Origin of the sequence: Thermogemmatispora sp., from assembly GCF_042408735.1 — a bacterium.
Lineage (GTDB): Bacteria > Chloroflexota > Ktedonobacteria > Ktedonobacterales > Ktedonobacteraceae > Thermogemmatispora.
Genome location: NZ_JBHOQV010000083.1, coordinates 28,936 through 47,341, shown reverse-complemented (window position 1 = coordinate 47,341; position 18,406 = coordinate 28,936). Strand labels below are relative to the sequence as shown.

Below are 18,406 nucleotides of genomic sequence, written 5' to 3'. Positions count from 1 at the left end.
GGATGGGAAAGCGAGTTCGGTTCGGTCTCGCCTCGCGGCCTTGCTGATGGCCCTTTTGCGGAGATAGAAATAGAATAAGAGGAAGATCAGGTGAGCAAGGCCGGCAAGCAGGGCTTGCCGTGCTGCACCGGTGCCCAGAGAAAAGGAGGAAAAGCCTTTGCTGAAAGGTCTTACGCTTAAGAGGGCCGCCTTTCGCTTCGTGCTGTTGATCGGTATTGTGAGCTTTTTTGCGGACTTCACCTATGAGGGAGCACGGGGGATTCTGGGTCCTTACCTGGCCTTGCTGGGGGCCGGAGCGGCCCTGATCGGAGTGGTAACCGGCCTGGGCGAGCTGCTTGGCTACGGCCTGCGTCTTGTCTCTGGTCCTCTCAGCGACCGCACCGGCCAATACTGGCCCGTGACAATTGTGGGCTATGTGGTGCAAATGGCCGCGGTCCCCTTGCTGGCGGTAGCCACTAGCTGGCCGCTGGCGGCTGCCTTGATTATTCTGGAGCGCGCAGGCAAAGCTATCCGCAATCCGCCGCGCGATGTCATGCTCTCGCAGGCAGCTCATGAGATGGGCTATGGTTGGGCCTTTGGTTTTCACGAAGCTCTGGATCAGTTTGGGGCCTTGATGGGACCACTCGCCATTGCTGGGGTGCTGGCCTGGCAGGGCAATTACCGTCTGGCTTTCGCCTCGCTAGCCGTCAGCGCTGCCCTGACGCTGCTCTTGCTGCTCCTGGCCCGCCTGCTCTATCCCCGTCCTCATGAGCTGGAGCCTGCCGCACCGGTGGCACAGGCGCAGGGACTGCCAGCGACCTATTGGATCTATTTGGTTGGGGCCGTCCTGGTGGCTGCCGGCTTCGCCGATTTCCCCCTGATCGCCTACCACTTTGTCCGGGTCTCGAGCGTGCCCTCGGCGCTGGTTCCCGTCTTCTACGCTCTTGCGATGGCGAGCAGCGGCTTAGGCTCGCTGCTGTTCGGCCGACTCTTCGATCGGCTGGGAATGGGCATTCTCGTACCCTTGACGGTGCTGTCCGCGCTATTCGCTCCTCTGGTCTTCCTGGGAGGCTTCTGGCTGGCCCTGGCCGGTGTGGTGCTCTGGGGCCTCGGGATGGGCGTACATGAGTCACTTATTCCGGCTGCCGTGGCCCTGATGGTCCCTAGCCAGCGCCGCGCCTCGGCTTACGGCATCTTTACGGCCGGCTACGGCATCTGCTGGTTCCTGGGCAGCGCCTTGATCGGTCTGCTCTACAGCCAGGCGTTGCCACTGGCGATAGCCTTCTGCCTGCTCGCCGAGTTGCTGGCCATTCCTTTCTTCGTGATCGCCAGTCGTCAGAGTCGGCGACGACAGCAGGCTTCCAGGATGGCCTGAGTGCTCCGCGGCCATCGCCAGTTCTGGCTCGTCCAGCCACCTTGTCCCTGGTCTGCTCTGTGGGCAGTTCGACTACGGGCTAGAGACCAAGCTCGCCACGATCAGGTCCGGCTGCCGAAGTCTCGGCCTGCCAGCGCTTGAGATCGAGCGGCAGACCGGCAATGAGGAGGTAGACCTGTGCAGCAGCCTCGGCCAGACGCTGATTGACCAGGCCGAGCAGATCGCGGTAACCTCGTCCCAGGGAGGAAAACGGCACGAGTCCTAACCCCACTTCATTCGAGACGACAATGAGCTTCTGATGAGGCTGCAGCGCACGCGCCGCCCCTAGCAGTCGTTCAACCTTTTCAAGAACCTGAGCCTCCAGGGCGGGATCAAGAGGGGCGATCTCTGCCTCGGGGCGCTGGTGGGCCAGCAGAAGGTTGTTGAGCCAGAGCGTCAGACAATCAAGGAGCAGTACATCCGCTACTCTGGCAGCCTGCTGAATAGCCCAGTCCAGACGCACAGGTTCCTCAATGGTGTACCAGTCTTTGGGACGCTCAGCCTGGTGACGACGAATGCGCTCAGCCATCTCCTGATCGCTGGCTGTGGCCGTGGCGATAAAGGCCACTTGTCGCCCACTGGCGGCCGCCAGACGCAGGGCAAAGCGGCTTTTGCCACTGCGTGCCCCCCCCAGAATAAAGGTGAGCTGGGCAATGGCAGATTGATCTGTGACGTTCTCGTTGCTCACAGAGAATGCGCTCCTTTTTTCTAATTCTCTAAAGAGAGACATGCATCAGCAGGAAGAGCAGAAGGGCCACTACCTCGCAGACCTCTCCCAGGGCGCCACATATGTCACCCGTTAGGCCACCCAGGGAACGGGTAACGGCCAGGCCAAGGCCCAGTATGAGGAGGTTGCCCAGAAACCAGACGAGCAGGCCGATAAGGTGAGCGAAGAGGAGGGCAATCAACACGCTGCTCAGACCGGCCAGCACAAGACGGCGCAGGGTCACCGCCCGGTGGAAGGCTGCCCCCAGGCCATCGGGACGCGCTGCCGGGAAGAGGCCGCCACAGAGGACCATAGCCCAGCGCCCCAAGGCAGGCGCGACGAGTAGGGCGGCGAGTAGACTCCAGAGAGGTAAGCTGGCCAGAATGGCAAAACGCAATAATAAGAGGGCAACGGCTCCCAGCACGCCAAAGCTACCAACGCGACTATCATGCATGATTTCCAGACGGCGCTCGCGCCCAATGCCACCAAAGAGACCATCGCAGCTGTCCATCACTCCATCAAGGTGCAGTCCTCCCGTGAGCACGATCTCGGCAACGACAAGCAACGCCGCCAGCACCAGGGCGGGCATACGGGCCGAGCACAAGACTACAAGCAGCGAGAGGATCGCTCCCACGATCAGGCCAACAAGCGGGTAGTAGATGCTCCCCACAATGAGCACGGCACGTTCCTCTTTGCTCTCCGCCAACAGACGCCGACCCGGCAATGGCAAGATCGTCAGAAAGAGCACCGCTGCGAGCAGCTCAGCATATTGCTGACGGCAGAAACGGCCCAGCCGGGTCCACGGTCTCCAGATGGCCTCTAAGGCCAGGTGGGTTCGAGTTTCATCGAAGCGCGTGCGCATACCTTTCCTCCTCTTCGCTTGTAGACAGCACCGGATAATCTCAGCAGTTTAACAGGCTGACCGCCGATGAGCTGCGCCACGCTCACTGCTGGCCGATCATCAGTTTACCGCTCCCTGTCTGACCCATTATAATAGAAATTGTTGAATGTATTTGACCAGCGCAGCGATGCATTGCGGAGATGAACAGGCAGAGCAGCGAAGCAAGGGAGACAGCGCCCACGCCTGGCATCGCCAATGACGGCTCAGGTAGAGAGCAGGCCAGGCAACGACTGGTTGTGCTGTGCAATGCTTGACCGCGATTGTCTGTTTCATCTCGCGCTCTACGCGCCCTGCCTCGGGCCAGGCACAGCGCCAGTCATCCAGCTACGCCGGTCCAGACCCTGCTTACAGCGCCACCCGGCGAACCCAACGATGGGGGGAGAAGCCATGATTCTGCAGCTTTTCAGCGACCTCCACCTTCTTGTGCGGCACCAGCGCGTCCGCCCAGCGCACGACCTGCCTTTCCCAAGGCGGCCCATCTCCTCACACCTGCCCCTGCCGGTCATGTTCTGTTCCTTACTGCTTGCCCTTCTCTGCTCGGCAGGACTGCTGGCCTGCGGCGGAACAGCGAGCAGCAGCAACACGCTCCTCTTCGGCGCTCCGATCTCGCTGACCGGTTCCACCGCTACCGAGGGCCATCTTACGCTGGAAGGCTACCAGCTTTGGGTCAAGGAGGTCAATGCCCACGGCGGCATCAAAGTTGGCAACACCACCTATCAGGTTGCGCTCAAGTACTATGACGATGGCAGCAGTCCAACCAGGAGCGCCCAGCTCACGCAGCAATTGATCACCGCCGACAAAGTCAACTTCCTGCTTGGCCCTTACGGGACCTCAGCCACCCTGCAAGACGAAGCCATCGCTGAACGCTACAAGATTCCAATGGTTGAAGCCAACGGCGCCGCCAAAGCCATCTTCTCCCGCGGCTTCCACTACATCTTTGGCGTGCTCAGTCCAGCCTCGGAGTACGCCAAGGTCATGCTAGAAGCGGCCCTGAGCCTACCCAATCCTCCGAAGACGGTGGCTATCATCTCGGCCAACGATTCCTTCTCTGAAGAGGTTGCCACCGCAGCCCGCGCCTTCGCCAGCAGCCACGGGATAGAGGTCGTTTACTATCAGACCTACCCATCGGGGGCCACTGACCTGACGGGCGTCCTGACAGCCCTCAAAACCTCGGCACACGGAGGCGTTCCCGATATGTTGCTTGGCTCAGGCCATGAAAGTGAAGCCGTCACAACCATGAAGGAGTGCAAGCAGCTCAATATCAATGCCAGGCTCTACGCCTTCACGGTCGGCCCCGCCACTCCCGACTTTATTACCTCGCTCGGCTCTGACGCCAACTATGTCCTGGGATCCTCCCAGTGGACACCCCAGGAGCGCTACCAGGGCATCGATTTCTTCGGTACACCGGCTAACTACGAGCGGATCTACAAGCAGACCTTCGGCCACGAGCCATCGTATCAGTCTGCCGAGTCGACCGCCGCTGGTCTGGCCTTCCAATACGCTATCCAGAATGCCGGCTCAATCGATCCCCAGCGGGTACGCGACGCTCTGGCCCGCCTCAACATTATGACCTTCTACGGAGTGATCCGCTTCGATGCGACCGGAGCCAATACCTTTAAGCCAATGGCCACCATCCAGATCCAGAACGGTCAGGTGGTGACCGTCTATCCCAAGGAGGTAGCCAACGCCCAGCTCCTCTATCCCACTCCACCTTTCTCGCAGCGCTAGCCCCATTCCATTGGCTGATGCGCTTGAGAGAGCGGCCCGCTTCTGGTCCTGGTCGGCCTGCCGGTCTGGACCAGGACCAGGCTGGCATTAGCCGCTGGAAGCCTGCCTGGGTGCAGGCTTCCCTTGCAAAGAGAGGTTTCTGCGATGCTGATCGTGCAGGTGATCGTGAACTGGCTGCTATTGGGGAGCCTCTACGCCGCGGTCGCCCTGGGCTTCTCGCTGGTCTGGGGCATTATGAATATTGTGAATCTCGCCCACGGCGCCTTCATCCTGGTCGGAGCCTACACTGCCTACTGGGCCTTTACCCAGCTCCACATCGATCCTTTTCTCGGCCTTCCCTTGACTATGCTCGCGCTCTTCGGTCTGGGCTGGGCCGTGCAATACGTGGCCATTAACCGCGTTATTCGTGCGCCTTTTCTGGTGACCTTCCTGTTAACTTTTGGCCTTGACCTGCTCATTGCGGATGTGGTCCAACTGCTTTTCACCAGTGACCGCCGCTCGATTAATACGGCCTACAGCGGCCTTGGCTTGACGCTGGGAAGCCTGCACATTCCTCTGGATCGCCTGCTGGCAGCAGCGATCGCGGTCGCGCTGACAGCCGCGCTCAGCCTTTTTCTGAAGCGTACCCGGACGGGCAATGCTATTCTGGCCACGGGGATGGACCGCGATGCAGCGCGCCTGATGGGCATTCGCATCGATCGGATCTATGCGCTGACCTTCGGTCTGGGGGCGGCCCTGGCCGGAGCAGCAGGGGCGATGCTGGTGGAGCTGTATCCCTTCGACCCCTCGCAAGGCGGAGTCTTTACGCTGCGGGCCTTTGTGATCGTGGTGCTCGGTGGCCTGGGCACCCCCTGGGGAGCATTGGCTGGCGGACTGGCCTTTGGCCTGGCTGAGACTGTCGTGCCTCTGCTTCCGGGGATTGGCCCCGGCTACGACGACGCTATCGCCTTCGCACTGATGGTCCTGGTGCTGATCTTCCGTCCGCGCGGTCTCCTGGGCAAGGCCTTCTATGCCTGAGCGCCTCTAACTGCCAGCTTTTCAGAAAGAGAGGGAGGAAGGAACAGGCACCATGTCCGGATTCTGGCAGCAGCCTTCAACTTCGCACAGATCTGCCGCGGCGCCAACGACAGAGCAGCAGGAGAGGCTCGCCCCCCGCAAAGGAGAATGGCGCCGGCCCTGGTCACTGCTGACGGGTCTGACTATACTGGCCCTGGCGGCTCTGATTCCTCTCAGCGGCGATGCCGCTACGCTGCATACCTGGACCCTGATTCTGATGTTCGCTACCCTGGCCCAGAGCTGGAACTTTCTGGGGGGCTTCACTGGTTACGCTTCCTTCGGAAATGTCTTCTTTTTCGGCGTCGGCGCCTATACCACGGGCCTGCTGATATTGGCTGGACAGTCGTTCTGGCTCGGACTCGTGGCCGGCGCCGCGGTCGCTGGCCTGCTGGCTTTTCTCCTCGGCTTACCCGTCCTTCGCTTGCGCGGCCACTATTTCGCGATCGCCACCTTGGGCATCGCTGAGGCCACGCGGGAACTGGTGGCCATTCGCAATGTCGGCGGCAGCGGCGGCGAGGTAGAGCTGCCCTTGCCGGCGCTCTCCGATACGGCCTTTTACTTGCTTTTCTGGCTGCTGGCCCTGGTCTGCTTTCTGGTCACCGCCTACCTGGCGCGCAGCAAAGCCGGTTATGCCCTGATCGCTATTCGCGAGAGCGAAGAGACCGCCGAGGCAATGGGCATTCCAACTTACTGGTACAAGATCGGGGCCTTTGTGCTGAGCGCCGTGCCCACCGCGCTCGCCGGGGGCCTCTACGCCTACTGGTCGACCGGCTTCGATCCTCCGACGGTCTTCGATGTCGGCATCTCAGTGGAGATGGTCCTTTTGACCGTCCTCGGCGGCGCAGGAACTTTGCTCGGCCCGCTGGTCAGCGCGATCCTCTTCGAGCTGCTTTCATTCCAGTTCCAAATCAGTGGCTCAGCGTTCCATAATTCGCTGCTGGGCCTGACGATCGCCATTGTCACTATCTTTATACCCCAGGGACTGGTGGGCCTGGCCCAGGAGTTCCTGCGCCCGCTGGCCCCTGGGATGAGCCGCCGGCAGCTTCTGGCGGAAGGAGTGCGACGTGTCCGACGTGTTATCGCCGCTAACGGAGTCTGAGCCAGCCGGAACGGGGAGCCAGCGAGAATCTTACCCCCTGCTGGAGCTGCGAGGCGTGAGCAAGTTCTTTGACGGACTGCCGGCCGTCCGGCAGCTCGACTTTACCGTGCGGCGTGGCGAGATTGTGGGCATTATCGGTCCCAATGGCGCCGGCAAGACGACCATGATCAGCCTGATCAGCGGCTCCTTGCCCTTGAGCAGCGGGCAGATTCGCTACCGCGGCCAGGATATCAGCCATCTGGCGCCTCACCGACGGGCCTATCTGGGCATTGCCCGTACCTTCCAGGTGACTCAACCATTTAAGGGCCTGAGCGTGCGCGAAAACGTGATGATCGGCTCTCTCTTCGGACGCCGGGGCCTGAATCAGGCGGCTGCCCGCGAGGCGGCCGATGCGGTGCTGGAGCGCGTCGGGCTGGCAGCTAAGGCCCACTTCCGGGCGGACCAGCTCACGGTCGCCGATCGTAAGCGCCTGGAGCTGGCCAGGGCCCTGGCGATGGAACCTGAGCTGCTCCTGCTCGACGAGGTGATGGCCGGCCTGACTCGTACAGAGGTGGAGCAGGCGATTGCTCTGATCCGCTCTATCCATGCAAGCGGGGTGACGGTGCTGGTCATTGAACATGTGATGCAGGCCATTACGGGCCTGTCACAGCGCATCATGGTCCTGCACCAGGGGACAAAGATCGTCGAAGGGCCGCCAGAGGAGGTGCTAACGGATCAGCGCGTTATCGAAGCTTACCTGGGCGAACGCTATGCCCGCCAGCATCAGGCTCGCCAGGGTCCCACTACCCCAGTCCCAGAGAGGGAGAGGAAGGAGGAATAGGGATGAAGCCGACAGAGCCACATTCAGAATCGGGCCATCTCGACTCAGGACCCGGCCCAGCACCTGGACAGCTCACGGCGGCCCCCAGTCCACCCCAGGCACAGGTGCAAACCCTGCTGCAGGTAGAGCACCTGGAGAGTGGCTATGATGAGACGCGCGTCCTGTGGGATGTCTCGCTGGAGGTGCGTCCCGGCGAATTGGTGGCCCTCATTGGGGCCAATGGAGCCGGTAAGTCGACCTTGCTGGCCACCCTCTCGGGCCTCGTACCAGCCTGGGCAGGTCGTATCTGCTTCGCCGGGCATGAGATTACCCATCGGCGCGCCGAGGAGATTGTACGCCTGGGCTTGAGTCATGTCCCCCAGGGTCGACGCCTGTTCAGCGCGCTGACCGTGGAGGAGAACCTTTTGCTGGGCGCCTATACCAGGCGCGCCGGCTCGCAGCAGGCCACCAAGCAGGAGTTGGAGGAGGTCTACGCTCTCCTGCCACGCCTGCGGGAGCGCCGCCACCAACTGGCCGGCTCGCTCTCGGGCGGCGAACAACAGATGTGCGCTATCGGACGCGGCTTGATGAGCCATCCCGAACTGCTGCTGATCGATGAGCTGTCCCTGGGCCTGGCCCCCCAGGTCGTGGACGATCTACTGAATGCACTCGATAGGATCCACCGCGAGAAAGGACTCAGCCTGCTGCTGGTTGAACAAGATGTCCAGATTGCCCTTGAGCGAGCCGACCGCGCCTATGTCCTGGAAAACGGCCATATCGTCCTGGCAGGAACAGGCGGGGAGCTGCTGAACAACGAGCGCGTGCGCAGCGCCTACCTGGGAGTCTGAACAGCAGGTCTGCCCGCGGGCCATGTCATCGTCCCGCGGCCTCTGCTTACCGCTGCCCCTTGACATGAAAGCGGTTTCATATTATGCTTACGTAGAAAGCAATGAAACCGCTTTCATCCTGGAGAGGGTGAGAGGGAGGCGAGGGAAGCTGTTGGAGAGGGAAAAGAGGATGAGCATATGAATGCAGCAGGGAGTGAGCCGGCAGTATGAAGCCGAAGGTGACGATCGAGGATATTGCCAGGTTGGCAGGAGTGTCGAAGGCAACGGTCTCGCGAGTCCTCAACGAGCGCAGTAATGTAAAGGCCGAGACTCGCGAGCGAGTGCTGCGTGTCATGCAAGAGCAGGGCTTTGTCCCCAGCCTGGCCGCTGCGGGACTGGCGGGGGGAAGAAGCCGGCTGGTAGGAGTTCTGACTCCGCCCTTGACGCAGCCGACCGTTCCCGAGATTCTGCGTGGCGTTGCCGAGGCGATCGAGCACACTGACTATGAGATCGTTCTCTACAGCACTCACGCCGGACAGAGTCCCTCCACGATTGTCAACCGCATTCTGGCCTTGGGGTTGACCTCGTGCCTGTTGGTTCTGCAACCTGGGTCGCTCACTCCGCGCCTGACGCAGCTTGCCACTCAGGGTCTGCCGGTGGTAGTCATCGATGACCAGGGACCGGCCCCCGAGCTGCCTTCGGTCGGCATTGATAACCGCGTCAGCGCTTATCAGGCCACCATGCACTTGATTCGCCTCGGCTATCGGCGGATTGCCCATCTGCAAGGTCCCTCCGAGTTCCGGTGCGTCCAGGAGCGCTATCAGGGTTACCGACAGGCTCTCGATGACGCCGGCTATCCCTTCAATCCCTCCCTCGTCTTCAACGGCACCTTCGAGACCAGCAGTGGGCGGGCCTGCGCCACGGCGCTGGCTTCGTTGTCGCCTTCAGAACGCCCTGATGCCATCTTTATCGCCAATGACCAGATGGCCTATGGCTTTCTGGGCGCCGCTGAGGCCCTGGGCCTGCGCATTCCACAGGATATCGCCGTTGTCGGCTTCGACGATATCCCTCTCTCGGCCCATGTGAAGCCGAGATTGACCACCGTTAAGCAGCCGTTCTACGAGATAGGACGCAATGCCGTCGAGCTGCTGCTCTCGCTACTGCATGCGCAACCACAGCAGTCCGTGGCCGACGCCGAGAGTGGGCCTCAGCCACCCATTCGCATTCAGCTTCCCACTCGCCTGGTGATTCGCGAATCCTGCGGAGCCTTGCTTCTGCCCCGCCACCAGGAACAGGAGCATACTGTCAGTGAGGAGCCAAAGTCAGAGGGGTAGCCGGGCTAGTGGCGGATGATGGGGCTGGCTGGCCTGACCATACAGGTCATGCTGTTGTCGGTAGTCCTGTTGTCCGTCCTCATCAGCAAGGGGTTGATCGCAACCCCCTTGCTGGAGGAGAGGAGTGAGCCGCAGTGAAGCGCCTTCGTGCGGGCCACCAACCGAGAGAGAGCAGGCAGCGCCGTGATTGAGCGAGTGAGCGACCAGAGGCAACGTCTGCCTCCTCTGCTTCTCTCGTTCATTTACACAAAAATATATTCCTATTACCCCTTCAGCTAAGTAGGGACGCTTCTTCTCGCCTGAAAGCAGACATGGATGTAAGTTTGACAGGCAGGGATGCCGCAGGGGTAATCGCCAATCGCTAACCGATGGGGCGACTGCACTTGCGGTCGCCCCATCCTTCTTCAAACTCAGTCTGCTGGCCCTGCTGCGCTGGAGCCACGGGGAGCGCCACCCTCAGCCAGGCTGGGCGCTTGACCAGAAGGGGACAGGTCTACATGCAGCAAATCATGCATGATCGATAAAAGATCCATTCTCTGTCGTCCTAGATCCGGAGTTTACATCAATAGTATCGGGGGAGATAGAGGCACGATCTATGGCAGCCACAGCGATTCAGCCGGTCGCAGTCCGGCACGAACTGCCCTATTCCAGGCGGCAGCGCCTTGCCGCTCCGCCTGAACAAGGAGGATTAATGGGTCAACCAGCGCGCACAGCTCCTGCTATGCAGCATTATCCCGACGCCCGGGAAATCAACGCCAGCTTTCCGCCCGATTTCTTGTGGGGAGTCGCCACCTCGGCCTACCAGGTCGAGGGCGCCGCCTACGAGGATGGGCGCGGCCCCTCCATTTGGGATGCCTTCGCGGGGACACCCGGTAAGACCTACCAGGGGGAGACCGGAGATATTGCCGCCGATCACTATCACCGCATGGAAGAGGACGTCGCCCTCATGGCGCGCCTGGGCATCGGCGCCTACCGTTTTTCTATCTCTTGGCCTCGCGTGTTACCTCAAGGCAGGGGCAAGCTCAATAGCCGCGGCCTCGATTTCTACGAGCGCCTGGTCGATTGTTTGCTCGCTCACAATATTACACCCCTGGTTACGCTGTTCCACTGGGATCTGCCCCTGGCGCTGCAGGCCGATGGTGGCTGGCTCAACCGCGAGACGGCCCTGGCTTTCGCCGACTACGCAGAGGTGGTAGCCCGCCGTCTGGGCGACCGTGTCCGCTGGTGGGCAACGCTCAACGAACCCTGGTGTAGCGCCTATCTGGGCCACGGCTCCGGCGAGCACGCTCCTGGCCTGTGCGACCTGCAAGCCGCCATTATCGCCGGCCATCACCTGCTGCTGGCTCACGGCCTGGCCCTGCCGCGCCTGCGGGCCTTTACCCGCTCTGGCGCCCAGTTAGGCATCGTCTTGAATTTCACCCCCGTCTATCCTGCCGACGGACGTCCCGAGACGCAGGAAAGCGCTCTCCAGGCTGATGCCTTCCATAACCGCTGGTTCATTGAGCCGCTCTACCATGGACGCTACCCCGAAGTTCTCTTCTCTGCCCTGCAGGTCCAGCCGCCAGCGATGGAGGCGACCGATCTGGAAGTGATCGCGACTCCCTGCGATTTCCTGGGGGTGAATTATTATACCCGCTTGCTGGTACGGGCCAGCTCGCCAACCAGGGAAGAGCCAATCTCGGCGCGCCTGGCCCATGAGACGGTGGCTCCAGTACCCGGCGCCTGTTATACGGAAATGGGCTGGGAGGTCTATCCCGCCGGCCTCAAGGACCTCCTGCTGCGCCTTCAGCAGGATTATCAGCCCAAGGCGCTGGTGGTGACCGAGAATGGAGCGGCCTTCCGCGACGAATGGGACGGTAATGAGCATGTCCACGATGGCCGCCGCGTCGCTTACCTGAGCCAGCATATCCAGGCCGTCGGCGAGGCCCTCGCCGAAGGGGCAGCCGTGCGCGGCTACTTTGTCTGGTCGCTATTGGATAATTTCGAGTGGGCTTTCGGCTACAGCAAGCGCTTCGGTATCGTCTACGTCGACTACCCCACGCAACGGCGCATCATAAAGGATAGCGGATACTGGTACGCCTCTTTTATCGCCGCCCGCCGCTCCTCTTCCTGATTCGGCAGGACCGGGCACAGGTTGGGCCGGAGCCGAGCGAGGCCGGGCAGAGACCAGAGCTATCAGTGGTCTCGCTCGGCTCTGGCCTTGCTCGAGGCCCTGCTTCCCCTGGCCGCCGCTCGCTCTTTCATCTGTAGCCTCATCGCTTTCCCCGCTCCCTGCAGCGGAAAACAGGATGTCTGGCAGCAGCCTGGCATAACGTAACGAACTGACCTTACTCTATATACTTTAACAGTATTATTTTTTGTTATGGTTAATACTGGCAAGATTCGACCTGGTAGGAGAGAACGGCCTTTTGCTCTTGTTCGCCATTGCCTTTTACCTACGCTCAGATTAGAATGGGAAAGTAGTTCTTCCAGACAGTCAGCAGGCGTCGTGGTGACAGGGGTCTATCGTCTGCTGCAGCATGTTCATCGGTCTGCAGACCGGCTTCCGCGCGCTGGACAGGATCAGGCAGGCGACCTGCCGAGCGAAGTGAAGAAAGGGCCGGCTTTTCCCTGGCGAGCCTGGGCCGATCCCTGGCACCTCCCGCGAAAAGGGGGAGGAAGGTCAACATGCCTCCTGTCTGCTACGGCACGAGTCTTGACTCAGAGAAGGCAGGCCTCTGAAAGCTCGTCTGGCCGCCTCACGGCGGATCAGGCTGGTGCCCGCGGAGTGCCAGGCCAGCAGCGCGTTGATCTCTTGTGTTTGAATTCTGGGGAGGGCGCGGCCCTCATCTGGGCCGTGTGAGAAGTGCGATGAAAAGATTCTGTCCCAGCTGCGGCCACGAGAACGATATGGCGAATAGTTTCTGTGCTTTTTGCGGCAGCACGCTGGCGGAGACTTTTGCCGATCTGACGGAGATGCTGCCACAGGGCGAGGAGGCAGGCTATGTCAATGCCCGCTTTCCGCTCGCTGCGGACTTACCCAATCCTCTGGATGAGCGGCAGTACCGATCGTTGACGCCGCCCCTCGCTTCATTGGAGAGCGCGGCCTCCGCCTACTCCTCGGGATGGTCGGCCTCCGATCCCTATTCCCAGGGATCAAGCGTCATAGCGTCGGGACCTTACCCCCTTGTTGAGGCGCAGCCTACTCCCGCCTCGCTAGAGGGCCAACAGCGCCAGCGCCGGGGCTGGGGCGATGGTCTGATCGGGGCGCTGTTTTATCTATGGGGAGCAGCCTGCGCCTTGTTCGGCCTGACTGGCCTGTTCCTTGCAGCTCCCGAGGCGGTGCTGGGCGGCCTGGTACTGGGAATAGGCACCTGCGAGCTACTGGCCCTGCCTCTGGTGTTGATCTTTCGTCGCTATCCTCGCCTGCGCCTGGGCAAACGCCTGCTTGCCGAGGGTCTGGCCCTCCTTGGCGGCTTCCTGCTCGTCTTGATCGGTAGCCTCGCCCTGAGCGCGCCCAAGCCGCTGGGCGATATTGCCATGGGCACGGCTCTTCTTCTCTATGGGGCGGCAACTATGTTCCTGGCTCTCTGGTGAGCAGGCCAGGCGCCCTCCGCAGATTGCGGGCAGCCAGAAATGCAGGGCCAGCCTGGCATGCCCAGGCCCGAGCGCGGGCGCACAAGGTTGCCCGTCCCTCTGCGTGGTCTCTTGCTATACCTTGCTTACCTGCTGAAGATGTGATATAGATTTCCTGCACTAGAAATTTCAGACATCGGGATATGAGCGCATGGATGAACCGATACAGGCACTGGCCCCGCGCGTCAGCGATTGCTTGAAGGTCATCTACACCATGCAGGAACGTGGCCAGAGGGTCTCTACCTCGGCAGTGAGCGAGCGCCTGGGAGTCAGCGACGCTACCGTGACCTTGCTCTTCAAAGAGTTTGCTAAGGCTGGCTGGGTACAGCATACTCCCTACCGCGGCGTCTGCCTGACTCCCTTGGGAGAGCGCAAGGCCAAGGAGGTTATCCGCCACCACCGGCTGCTGGAGCTGTACCTGGCGCGCGAACTTGGCTATAGCTGGGACAAAGTGCATGAGGAGGCCGACCGACTGGAACACGTGATCTCGGAGGAGTTCGAGGAGCGACTCGATGCACTCCTCGGTTATCCTACGGTTGACCCTCACGGCGACCCGATTCCCAGCAAGGAGGGGATCATCGCCCAGCGCCCCGGTCAACCTCTGCTGCACCTGCCCGAGGGCCAGCCTGCTCGCATCTTGCGCGTCAACGACCAGGACGCGGCTAAGCTGCGCTACCTGGGCCAGATGGGCCTGTATCCAGAGGCGCGGGTGTGCGTCATTGAACGAGTTCCTTTCGGCGGAGCGCTGCGCATCCGCGTCGGCGAGGAGGGCCAGGCGGTCGAACATCTCCTGAGCGCCGAGCTGGCCGAGCAGATCACCGTCAGCTTCCAGGAGGACGAAGGCGATCCGACCGATCGCCTTCAGCCAAGCCTCTCCATGTGACAGGAACAAAGCGACCCGGGCGCTGGCGCGCCGTCAGCTCTCAGAGCGCCGGCTCTGGCTGCCGGCGCGCACCAACAACAGCGGCACGGTCACACGCCCTACAAGGCGAGGGGCCACACTGCCGCTCAAGAGCGCATCCAGGCCGGTTCGACCGTGGCTGGCCAGTACGATCAGATCGATCTCCCGCCGTTCCAGCAGCCTGGCTACCTCCTGCACTGTCTCGCCTCGCAAGACTTCCCCCTGAGCCTTGACTCCCCGGTCCTGAGATTGCCTGACGACCTGCTCAAGATAGACCTGTGCCCCTTGTTCCGCCAGATCGAGCACGGCCCGCATAGTAGAGGGCAGCATGACGCCAGAGACGGCAGCCTCCCCAGCCAGGGTAGCCAGCGTCGGAATCACAAAGACCAGATGCAGCTCGGCTTCAAAGGCACGTGCCAGGGCAATGGCCGCAGGTAGACCCGGCTCATGCTCCGGCGTCCCATCGAGCGGCACCAATATGCGCCTCAGCTTGAAGGAGGGTGCACTCCCATCCTTGCGCGGCAGGACAAGCCAGACAGGACAGGGACCTTGCTGCAGCACCTGCTGGGCGATGCTGCCAAAGAGGAGATCACGCACTCCCCCATTCCCATGCGTACACATGACAACCAGGTCGCTGGCCAGCTCCTGGACATGCTCTACAATGCTCCGCGCCACACTCTGCTCGCGGTTCTCATGGACGTGGACGACCGCAGCCAGCTCCTCTGCTCGCAGGCGAGCCGCCACTTCCTCGAGATAGAGGCCGGCTTCGGCAATGTCCCGTAGATGGCGCTCACCATGCACCTGAGCCGGAGGACGCTGCTCCAGAACATGCAGGAGCACAACCTCGGCCTGATAGTGCCTGGCCAACGCTATCACGCTGGGAAGCACAGCCTCGGCCAGACGCGAGCCATCGAGAGGAACAAGGAGCCTCATCGGCCCCCCCTTGCCAGCAACAACCCTTTCACCTTTGAAATCCGGACTCGGGCCAGGTCCTTCCCCCGCTTCTATCCTGCCTTCAGCTGCTTGTCCGATGGTTTGCTCTTGATCGCCCGAAGCTGCTCCTTTCTCGCGAGCTGCTAGCATTCGATCAGCCTCCTGTAAAGACCTGATACAAGAGAAAGACGTTGAGGGCAATGATCAGGCCAGCTACTATCCAGGCCAGAACCGTTGTTAGCCGGCTGTTGACCAGGACCCCCATAATGTCGCGACGCTGCGTAAAGAGAATCAGAGGGACGAGAGCAAAAGGAATGCCGAAGCTGAGCACAACCTGGCTGATCACCAGGGTCCTGGTCGGTTCCAGGCCGATCAGGATGACGATCAGAGAGGGCAGCATGGTGATAAGGCGCCGCAGCCAGACAGGGATCTGGCGATGGAGAAAGCCCTGCATGATGACCTGGCCAGACATCGTGCCGACGGTCGAGGACGAGAGTCCCGAAATCAGCAGGGAAATAGCAAAGACCCAGCTCGCAGCACTTCCTAGCAGCGGTTGCAACGTCCGATAGGCCTCTTCAAGGGTGCCAACCTGCCGCAGCCCGGCCTGAAAAAAGGTGCCCGCGGCCATAATGAGCATGGCCGCATTAACAAAGCCTGCAATCCCCATGGCGATGATAACATCGAGAAGCTCATAGCGGAAGAGACGCCTGAGACGCAGCGGATCACGTACGACAATCCGCCCCTGGGTAAGGGCCGAGTGCAGATAGATCACGTGAGGCATAACGGTGGCGCCCAGAATGCCCGAGGCGAGCAGGATACTCTCAGGACCAGAGAATTGGGGTACGAAGGCGTGATAGGCAATCGTCCCCCAGGCAGGTCGCACCAGCACGGTCTCTATAACGTAACAGAGCGCTATCACTCCCACCAGGGCGCTAATGACGGCCTCCAGGGGTCGAAAGCCGTAGCGCTCTAGCCCAAGGATCAGGAAGGTGACTACAGCGGTCAGCAGACCTCCGAGCAGGAGTGGAATGTGAAAGAGGAGCTGAAAACCAACGGCAGCGCCGAGAAATTCGGCCAGGTCGGTGGCCATGGCAACGATTTCGGCCAGCAGCCACATACCCCAAACAATAGGACGCGGGAAATAGTTGCGACACATCTCGGGCAGGTTAAGCCCGGTGGCAATACCTAGCTTGGCAGAGAGGGCCTGAATGAGCATGGCCATGAGGTTGCTGGCGACGATGACCCAGAGTAGCAGATAGCCAAAGCTGGCCCCCCCTTGAATGTTGGTCGAGAAGTTGCCCGGATCGATGTAGGCTACACTGGCAATAAAGGCCGGCCCTAAAAAGGGCAGTACCCGACGCAGCAGGCTCCGCCTGCTTTGACCACTCAGGACCTCGTTGGCCGCCTGCACCGTCCCCCGGCTTCCTCCCCCTCCGTTGACCACGATCTTCGAGAACTCGGATCGCATAAACATCTGCTCCTATCATGTTCTCCTTGCAGTTCCTTTGTGTGTGAGAGCGTCTGCTCGCTCTCCTGACGCTGGCAGCTCTCCCGCAGGCCAGGAAGGAGCACGCTCCTGCCCCAAGCCGTCGCCCGTTCCCACTTATTTTTAGATATTTAAAATCAAAATTTTCCCTATCTTAAAAGAGAAGTATACGGCCCCAGACGACCTCTGTCAAGGGAAGAGAGCCGCGGTATGGAAGGATAAAAAGGGTAGGGCAGGAACTTCGATAGCTCGCTCGAAAACTGATGGCGCAATTCTTGACAAAGACAATAAAAGGATGTATTCCTGGCTGGATGGGTGGTAATTGATATTCAGCAAAAAGCCAGTGACAGTCAGGTTCAGCAAGGCAGGTCCGGCTAGCTGGACTGGCTAACTGGACGAAGAAGCAGTCAACTCTCCACGGCTAGAGCTGGGAGTCCCGAGCCGGGTATGGCTGGTGGGGACGCTGCTGTGTGTACTGCGGTGCTGAGAACGTGCGCTGGAGCTGGAGCACAGCCTTCCGCAGTCGAGAGGCGGCTCTGACCGGGGAAAGAAGCTCATAGTGGCTTGCCGCGCCTGTAGCCAGGCCAGGGAGAACCGGACAGCGGAGGAGGGAGGAAGGTCCTGACCCTCCCCTTCTGATGATTCTAAAATGATGATTCTGAAGAAGAAGTAGAGCACTATAGCACAGGAGAAAGCGAGGGCAGTATCCGATGAATGAGCACGTCACCCCAGAGCGCGAGCTGTTTACCATCGCCGGGCAGACAGCCGTGATCACCGGTGGCACCGGAGTACTTGGGGGAAGCATGGCACGCTTGCTGGCTCGCTGTGGGGTCCGCCTGGCGCTTCTCAGCCGACATGCCAGTCCGACAAGCGAGGTCGTGCGCACCATTCGCGACGGGGGTGGTGAGGTCCTGGCACTTCCCTGCGATGTCAGCGATCGCCAGGCGATCGAGGAAGCAGCAAAAGAGATCAGGGCCACTTTTGGGCGCGTGACCATCCTGATCAATGCCGCCGGAGGCAACCGCGAGGCCGCCTCTACAGGACCGGAGCGGCCCTTTTTCGATCTACCGGCCGAGGCTCTCCACGAGGTCCTTGCTCTCAACCTCCTCGGCACCTTCTACTGTTGCCAGGTCTTCGGTCAGGACATGGCGACCGAGGGAAAAGGAAGCATCGTCAATATCGCCTCTATGGCAGCCTTGCGCCCACTGACGCGCGTCCCTGCCTACGGAGCCGCTAAGGCGGGCGTCGTCAATCTGACACGCTGGCTGGCCGTCTACATGGCCCAGGAGTACAGCCCGGCTATTCGCGTCAATGCCATTGCTCCCGGCTTCTTCCTGACAGAGCAGAATCGCGCACTCCTAAGCGATCCCTCCACCGGCAGCCTGACCGAGCGCGGGCGCCGGATCCTGGATCACACCCCTATGCAGCGCCTGGGGCAGCCCGAGGATCTCTTCGGTACCCTCCTCTGGCTGCTGAGTCCAGCCTCAGCCTTTGTCACAGGCATCGTTGTCCCGGTCGACGGCGGCTTCTCCGCTTACGCCGGCGTCTAAAGTTATCATCTATCGATGATCGCTGATCGATAATATATAGCAAAGCCGGAGTTTATTTTACTGTCACAGAGAGGGTCG

At 61.0% G+C, this 18,406-nt stretch carries 15 protein-coding genes; 11 read left to right on the top strand and 4 right to left on the bottom strand.

What is annotated here, in order from left to right; genetic code table 11:
* Nucleotides 1-157 precede the first annotated feature (157 nt).
* On the top strand, nt 158-1,354 hold the full coding sequence (locus ACFMO7_RS06575; RefSeq protein ID WP_376794719.1) for an MFS transporter: 1,197 nt from the start codon (nt 158-160) through the stop codon (nt 1,352-1,354).
* Between the two features lie 79 nt (nt 1,355-1,433).
* Here ACFMO7_RS06575 and cobU read toward each other — a convergent pair whose 3' ends face one another.
* On the bottom strand, nt 1,434-2,081 hold the full coding sequence (gene cobU / locus ACFMO7_RS06570; protein WP_376794718.1) for a bifunctional adenosylcobinamide kinase/adenosylcobinamide-phosphate guanylyltransferase: 648 nt from the start codon (nt 2,079-2,081) through the stop codon (nt 1,434-1,436).
* 28 nt (nt 2,082-2,109) lie between these two features.
* A complete protein-coding gene (gene cobS / locus ACFMO7_RS06565; RefSeq protein ID WP_376794717.1) occupies nt 2,110-2,961 on the bottom strand; it encodes an adenosylcobinamide-GDP ribazoletransferase in 852 nt (283 codons plus the stop codon).
* A 426-nt stretch (nt 2,962-3,387) separates the two neighbouring features.
* On the opposite strand from cobS, the gene ACFMO7_RS06560 reads away from it, so the two are divergent.
* The 9 genes from ACFMO7_RS06560 to ACFMO7_RS06520 all read left to right on the top strand — a co-directional run bounded on the left by ACFMO7_RS06560 (nt 3,388) and on the right by ACFMO7_RS06520 (nt 14,341).
* Nucleotides 3,388-4,728 (top strand): amino acid ABC transporter substrate-binding protein, encoded by a 1,341-nt coding sequence (locus ACFMO7_RS06560; protein ID WP_376794716.1) that lies wholly within the window; start codon nt 3,388-3,390, stop codon nt 4,726-4,728.
* Nucleotides 4,729-4,872: 144 nt separating this feature from the next.
* A complete protein-coding gene (locus tag ACFMO7_RS06555) occupies nt 4,873-5,745 on the top strand; it encodes a branched-chain amino acid ABC transporter permease (RefSeq protein ID WP_376794715.1) in 873 nt (290 codons plus the stop codon).
* Nucleotides 5,746-5,797: 52 nt separating this feature from the next.
* Complete coding sequence (locus ACFMO7_RS06550) at nt 5,798-6,883, top strand: branched-chain amino acid ABC transporter permease (protein ID WP_376794714.1); 1,086 nt, start codon at nt 5,798-5,800, stop codon at nt 6,881-6,883.
* Nucleotides 6,884-6,920: 37 nt separating this feature from the next.
* Entirely contained in the window at nt 6,921-7,703 is a 783-nt protein-coding gene (locus ACFMO7_RS06545; protein WP_376794757.1) for an ABC transporter ATP-binding protein, read from the top strand.
* A 2-nt stretch (nt 7,704-7,705) separates the two neighbouring features.
* Complete coding sequence (locus tag ACFMO7_RS06540) at nt 7,706-8,530, top strand: ABC transporter ATP-binding protein (RefSeq protein ID WP_376794713.1); 825 nt, start codon at nt 7,706-7,708, stop codon at nt 8,528-8,530.
* Between the two features lie 206 nt (nt 8,531-8,736).
* Nucleotides 8,737-9,843, top strand: a complete 1,107-nt coding sequence (locus ACFMO7_RS06535) for a LacI family DNA-binding transcriptional regulator (protein ID WP_376794712.1) — start codon at nt 8,737-8,739, stop codon at nt 9,841-9,843.
* A gap of 721 nt (nt 9,844-10,564) precedes the next feature.
* Nucleotides 10,565-11,956: a GH1 family beta-glucosidase gene (locus ACFMO7_RS06530; RefSeq protein WP_376794756.1), complete on the top strand. Its 1,392-nt coding sequence runs from the start codon at nt 10,565-10,567 to the stop codon at nt 11,954-11,956.
* Between the two features lie 776 nt (nt 11,957-12,732).
* Nucleotides 12,733-13,419 carry a hypothetical protein gene (locus ACFMO7_RS06525; RefSeq protein WP_376794711.1) on the top strand — a complete coding sequence of 229 codons (687 nt, stop codon included), beginning with the start codon at nt 12,733-12,735 and terminating at the stop codon, nt 13,417-13,419.
* Nucleotides 13,420-13,609: 190 nt separating this feature from the next.
* Complete coding sequence (locus ACFMO7_RS06520; RefSeq protein WP_376794710.1) at nt 13,610-14,341, top strand: metal-dependent transcriptional regulator; 732 nt, start codon at nt 13,610-13,612, stop codon at nt 14,339-14,341.
* 33 nt (nt 14,342-14,374) lie between these two features.
* On the opposite strand, the gene ACFMO7_RS06515 is transcribed toward ACFMO7_RS06520, so the two are convergent.
* A complete protein-coding gene (locus ACFMO7_RS06515; protein WP_376794709.1) occupies nt 14,375-15,292 on the bottom strand; it encodes a universal stress protein in 918 nt (305 codons plus the stop codon).
* A gap of 154 nt (nt 15,293-15,446) precedes the next feature.
* Nucleotides 15,447-16,760: an Nramp family divalent metal transporter gene (locus ACFMO7_RS06510; RefSeq protein WP_376794708.1), complete on the bottom strand. Its 1,314-nt coding sequence runs from the start codon at nt 16,758-16,760 to the stop codon at nt 15,447-15,449.
* A 728-nt stretch (nt 16,761-17,488) separates the two neighbouring features.
* Between ACFMO7_RS06510 and ACFMO7_RS06505 the strand changes: the two genes are divergently transcribed.
* On the top strand, nt 17,489-18,328 hold the full coding sequence (locus ACFMO7_RS06505) for an SDR family oxidoreductase (protein ID WP_376794707.1): 840 nt from the start codon (nt 17,489-17,491) through the stop codon (nt 18,326-18,328).
* Nucleotides 18,329-18,406: the final 78 nt, after the last annotated feature.

Bases quoted from the DNA above. Each gene is read 5' to 3' on its own strand.
- cobS (WP_376794717.1), bottom strand. From the start codon at position 2,961: ATGCGCACGCGCTTCGATGAAACTCGAACCCACCTGGCCTTAGAGGCC.
- ACFMO7_RS06560 (WP_376794716.1), top strand. From the start codon at position 3,388: ATGATTCTGCAGCTTTTCAGCGACCTCCACCTTCTTGTGCGGCACCAG.
- ACFMO7_RS06555 (WP_376794715.1), top strand. From the start codon at position 4,873: ATGCTGATCGTGCAGGTGATCGTGAACTGGCTGCTATTGGGGAGCCTC.
- ACFMO7_RS06550 (WP_376794714.1), top strand. From the start codon at position 5,798: ATGTCCGGATTCTGGCAGCAGCCTTCAACTTCGCACAGATCTGCCGCG.
- ACFMO7_RS06540 (WP_376794713.1), top strand. From the start codon at position 7,706: ATGAAGCCGACAGAGCCACATTCAGAATCGGGCCATCTCGACTCAGGA.
- ACFMO7_RS06535 (WP_376794712.1), top strand. From the start codon at position 8,737: ATGAAGCCGAAGGTGACGATCGAGGATATTGCCAGGTTGGCAGGAGTG.
- ACFMO7_RS06530 (WP_376794756.1), top strand. From the start codon at position 10,565: ATGCAGCATTATCCCGACGCCCGGGAAATCAACGCCAGCTTTCCGCCC.
- ACFMO7_RS06525 (WP_376794711.1), top strand. From the start codon at position 12,733: ATGGCGAATAGTTTCTGTGCTTTTTGCGGCAGCACGCTGGCGGAGACT.
- ACFMO7_RS06520 (WP_376794710.1), top strand. From the start codon at position 13,610: ATGGATGAACCGATACAGGCACTGGCCCCGCGCGTCAGCGATTGCTTG.
- ACFMO7_RS06515 (WP_376794709.1), bottom strand. From the start codon at position 15,292: ATGAGGCTCCTTGTTCCTCTCGATGGCTCGCGTCTGGCCGAGGCTGTG.
- ACFMO7_RS06510 (WP_376794708.1), bottom strand. From the start codon at position 16,760: ATGCGATCCGAGTTCTCGAAGATCGTGGTCAACGGAGGGGGAGGAAGC.
- ACFMO7_RS06505 (WP_376794707.1), top strand. From the start codon at position 17,489: ATGAATGAGCACGTCACCCCAGAGCGCGAGCTGTTTACCATCGCCGGG.